General features: G+C 63.4%; 4 protein-coding genes. 1 reads left to right on the top strand and 3 read right to left on the bottom strand.

Translation table 11 applies throughout. The annotated features are described in order from the left end of the window. Window positions 1–70 precede the first annotated feature (70 nt). From AC1DVW_RS29570 to AC1DVW_RS29560, 3 genes are all read right to left on the bottom strand, one after another. A complete protein-coding gene (locus tag AC1DVW_RS29570) occupies window positions 71–1,090 on the bottom strand; it encodes a BMP family protein (protein WP_477327912.1) in 1,020 nt (339 codons plus the stop codon). A gap of 124 nt (window positions 1,091–1,214) precedes the next feature. Further along, window positions 1,215–3,287, bottom strand: coding sequence for a 3-hydroxyacyl-CoA dehydrogenase NAD-binding domain-containing protein (locus AC1DVW_RS29565; protein ID WP_477327911.1), 2,073 nt, complete (start codon window positions 3,285–3,287; stop codon window positions 1,215–1,217). Between the two features lie 323 nt (window positions 3,288–3,610). Further along, a complete protein-coding gene (locus AC1DVW_RS29560) occupies window positions 3,611–3,883 on the bottom strand; it encodes a hypothetical protein (RefSeq protein ID WP_477327909.1) in 273 nt (90 codons plus the stop codon). 111 nt (window positions 3,884–3,994) lie between these two features. On the opposite strand from AC1DVW_RS29560, the gene AC1DVW_RS29555 reads away from it, so the two are divergent. After that, the gene (locus tag AC1DVW_RS29555; protein ID WP_477327907.1) at window positions 3,995–4,651 is read left to right on the top strand and encodes a TetR/AcrR family transcriptional regulator; all 657 of its coding nucleotides are present in this window, start codon (window positions 3,995–3,997) and stop codon (window positions 4,649–4,651) included. The last annotated feature ends 288 nt before the right edge of the window (window positions 4,652–4,939 follow it).

The following is a 4,939-nucleotide window of genomic DNA, read 5'->3' as shown; positions in this document are numbered from 1 at the left end:
GCGGCGCCGAAGACCCCCACCCCGCTCCGCTTCGCGGATCGACCCTCCCCACAAGGGGGAGGGTGAAAGATCAATCCGAAACCGGCGTGTTCTCGTCTACATCCACGCGGAAATTGCCTTCCAGGATCTCGGCCTTCTTCTTCTCGACCAGATCCTTGACCTCCGCCGGCAGCGTCTTGTCGAACTTGTGGTACGGCGCCAGGAAGGAGCCGCCCTTGGCCATGCGCGAGAAATCGCCATAGTCCTGCGCGGTAAAGACACCGGCCTTGACCAGCTTGATCGCCTGTTCGACCGTCGGATACATGTCCCAGACCGGCCCGGTGATCACCGTGTCGGGACCCAGGCTCGACTGGTCGGACATGTTGGAGATGGCCAGGATCTTCTTCTCGGCCGCCGCTTCGATGACGCCGAAGCGCTCGGCATAGATGACATCGACACCGGCATCGATCTGGGCGATCGCCGCTTCCTTTGCCTTCGGCGGGTCGAAGAACGAACCGATGAAGGCGACCTTCTTCTTGATGTTGGGATTGACCTCCTTGGCGCCGGCAAAGAAGGCGTTGACTAGCCGGTTCACTTCCGGAATGCCCATCGCCGCGACGGCGCCGACCGTGCCCGACTTCGACATCTTGCCGGCGATCAGGCCGGAGAGATAGGCCGGCTCGTGGATCCAGTTGTCGAAGACACCGAAATTCGGTTCCGCCGGCCCGGCACCCGAGCCGAACAGGAAGGCGGTCTTCGGAAACTGCTTGGCCGTCTTGCGCGATTCGCGCTCGGCGGCGAAGGCATCGCCCAGCACCAGTTGGTAGCCGCCCTGCGCATATTCGCGCATGACGCGGCTGAAATCGGCGGTCTGCACCTTTTCCGACCATTTGTACTCGATGCCGAGTTCCTTCTCGGCCTTCTGCAAGGCGACATGGATCTGGTTGTCCCATGGCTCCTCGATCGGCGTGGCGAAGATCGCCGCCACCTTCAGCTTCTTGTCCTTGGCAAAGGCGCTGCCCGGCAGCATGGCCGCCGCCAGGCCAAGCGCGCCCAGTTCCAGCACGTTGCGGCGCGAAAGACCTTGAATCTTGCTGTTGTCGTTTGTCATTGAAGTGCCCCTCTGGCTGACAGCCGTGTCGAGCCGGCTGTTCTCAGGAATGTCAGACAGGGAACTATGGAACGGCGCTTGACTTTTGTCCACATGGTCAAATTTGGCGGCGTCGGGAGAAGGCCTATCCGGCGGCAGTGTCTTCCCACGAAGCGGTCTCGGCCATCCGCCTCAGCAGCGGCGCCACCCGGAAAACATCCTTGCCGGTCCGCTCGTGCCAGTATTCAAGCCGCTCGATGATCTTGCCCGCCCCTTCGAGGCCGGCCCAGAACATCGGCCCGCCCTTGCCCACCGGAAAACCGTAGCCATTGACCCAGACGATATCGATGTCGGAGGCGCGGGCGGCGATCTTCTCCTCGAGGATCTTCGCGCCCTCGTTGACCAAGGGATAGAGCGTGCGCTCGATGATTTCGTCGGTGCCGATGGTGCGCGGCGCGATGCCCTTCTCGGCCGCCTTGTCGCGGATCAGCGCTTCGACCTCCGGATTGGGAGCAGGCGTGCGCGAACCGTTCTCGTAGCGATAAAAGCCGCAGCCGGTCTTCTGGCCGAAATGCCCCTGTTCGCACAGCGTGTCGGCGATCACTGCCGTCAGGCCGCGCGCCTTGCGATTGCGCCAGCCAATGTCGAGGCCGGCGAGGTCGCCCATCTGGAACGGCCCCATCGGCCAGCCGAAATCGGTGAACGCCTTGTCGATCTGGCTGGGCGTTGCGCCTTCCAGCAGCAGCGCCTCGGATTCGGAACCCCGCGCAGCCAGCATACGGTTGCCGACAAAACCGTGACAGACACCGACGACGACCGGCACCTTGCTGATGCGCCGCGCCAGCTCGACGGCCGTCGCCAGCGCATCCGGCGCGGTTTTCTCGGCCCGCACGATCTCCAGCAGCTTCATGACGTTGGCCGGCGAGAAGAAATGCAGGCCGACGACATCCTGCGGCCGCGACGTCGCGGCGGCGATGGCGTTGACATCGAGATAGGAAGTGTTGGTGGCCAGGATCGCGCCGGGCCTTGCCACCGTGTCCAATTTGGCGAACACCTCGTGCTTGACTGCCATTTCCTCGAACACCGCCTCGATGATCAGGTCGCAATCGGCGAGATCGCCATAGTCGGTGGACCCCTTGAACAGGCCGAGCCGCTCCCGCTTGGCGTCTTCGCTCAGCGAACCGCGCGTGACCGAAACGGCATAGTTTTTCTCGATCGTCGCCAGCCCGCGCTGCAGCGCCTCGCCGCTGGTCTCCAGCAAGGTCACGGGATAGCCGCCATTGGCAAACGCCATGGCGATGCCGCCGCCCATCGTGCCGGCGCCGATGACGCCGACGCGTTCTATCTTGCGCCTGGCGACGTCCTTGCCGGGACCCTTTGCCGCCTCACGTTCGGCGAAGAACAGGTGCCGCTGGGCGCGCGACTGGTCGCCGGCGACGAGTTTTAGGAACAGCGCCCGCTCCGCCGCCAGCGCTTCGTCGAATGGCAGCGTCATGGCGTTGCGGACCGCTTGTGCACAGGCGACCGGGGCTTCGAGGCCCCGCGCCCTTTTGGCGAGATCCGTCGCCTCCTTGTCGAAGGCCGGGAGATCAACTTCCTCAAGCCGCTCATTGCGGTCGCGCACTGGTGTGAACGGGCCGCCCTTGGCAACAATTTCGTTGGCGAAATGAACGGCCTGCACGACAAGGTCGCGGTCGAAGAGGGCGTCAACCAGGCCGGAGACGAGTGCGTCACCCGCGCCGATCGGCGTTCCAGAAACGATCATGCCGAGCGCCTTCCGCACGCCGACAAGGCGCGGCAGCCGCACCGTGCCGCCGCCACCCGGCAGCAGGCCGAGCTTGACTTCCGGCAGGCCGAGCTTGGCCTGGACATCTGCGACGCGAAAATGGCAGCCGAGCGCCAGTTCCAGCCCGCCGCCGAGCGCGGTGCCGTGGATGGCGGCGACCGTCGGCTTGGCAATGGTCTCCAGCGTCGCCACGATGGCGCGCAGCTCCGGCTGCTGCAGCGGCTTGCCGAACTCGGTGATATCCGCGCCGGCAACAAAAGTCCGTCCGGCACAGGCAATGACGATGGCCGCGACCGAGGGATCGTCCCGCAAGGCAACCAGCGCCTGCATCAGCGGCTCGCGAACATGGAAGCTCAGCGCATTGACTGGCGGATTGTCGATGGTGACCACCGCGACGCCGTTCTCGTTTGCGACGTTGACAGAATTGGACACGCGGAACCTCCCGAGACCGGCTGCGATCGCGGATAGGGTTTACTAGGCCGCGCTTCGAATGGAAACCCGATCCGTCTCTGGCTCAATGCTTGTCCGCGAGCCTATCGTCGACTTGTGGCGTTAGCCGTCAGGCAATTGCGCGTCGGCGCTGCGCCAGCCGCGCCACGAAGAGGCCGCAGCCGAGGAGGAACAGAAGCCCCGGCAAAGGCCGAGTCGGCTGGCAGGGCCATCAGCCTCACGAAGCTCGCGGCACCCGCCACCATGCCGCTAACAGCAAACGAAACGCCTCCGAAACGATCCTAGAAACAGCCAGAAGCCGAGCATCAAGATCGCCGACCAGAGCAGCGTCTGCTCGATTGAGTACCAAGATTGTACATTTCGGCCCGGCCGAACTGGTCGCCGAGACGGCCGAAAGCGACGACCAGCACGGCGTTGGCGACCATGTAGCCCATGATCGTCCACAGCAGATAGTTGATGTTCCCGGGGTCGAGCGCCTTGAGGCCGATGCCACGGAACACCGCCGGCAGGCTGATCAGAAGGATCGAGCCGTTGATGGCGGCGGCCAGCATACCGAGCGTGGTGTTGCTCAGAACCATCCATTTGTGGGTTGCGGACGATCCTGCATGGTGGCGATCATCGTGGTAATGTCCGGCAACGCTGGCATGATAGCCGTGGCCTCCGTCATATGAGGCTGGCCTCACATATGTATGAGGATACTCTCACGTATATATGAGGATGGTCTCACTTTTGGAAGCATGAGGATGACCTCTGAAAAAGCAAGCTCAACACCGCCGCAGCCGCGCGCGCCGCAGCAAAAAAGAGGCCGCGACCGTGTCGCGGCCCTGATGGGAGCAGCCGCGGAACTGTTCGTCGAAAAGGGTTTCGAGGCCACGACGATGACCGAGATCGCCGCCAGGGCGGGGGCGGCCATCGGCACGCTCTACCTGTTCTTCCCGACCAAGCAGGCCATGGCGCAGGCGATCCTTGTCGCAACGGCGGAAGAGCTGTCGGCCGAGCTCGATGGCTTGCGCGAGCAAACCGAGGCGATGCACGCGGCGACGATCGCCGACCAGTTGTTCGCGTTGCTGGGCACGTTCATGGCCACGCATCCGGTCTATTCGTCGCTGCTCTATCTGCCGGGCGACGATCAATGGCGGCGCGCGGTGCGAGCCCTCCGCCGGGAGCAGATCGCCGCCTTGTTTTCGCAAGCCTATCCGCGCTTGCCGGCAGGGCAGGCGGAGCGCCTGGCGGTGATCGTACCCCAGCTTATGCGCATACCTCTGACGCTGGTCGGCGAGGAGCGCCTGCGCGACGAGGTGCTGGATGAGTTGCGGCTGATGCTGAACAGGCATCTGGAGTCATGAGAAAGCTGACGTAGGCCTGGAGCAGGATCCCGAAAAGTGGAATCCAGTTTTCGGAAAAGATCATGCTCCAACAAGAAGATAGTGCCCCATCCCGATTCCATCGGGATGGAACAGGCTCTAGAGCGGGATGAATTGAGGCTGAATCGGCGAGGATTCCCTTAGGCGTGCAAATCTGATTCAACCTTCTTGCTGAGACAAGGAGGTCAGCATGGATGGGCAAGCCTTACTCGATGGATCTTCGCGAACGGGTTGTTGCGTCGGTTGAGCGGGAGGGGCTGTCGCGACGGC

The organism is Mesorhizobium sp. P3_B5, assembly GCF_056402815.1.
This window is presented reverse-complemented; position numbering and strand designations above follow the sequence as displayed.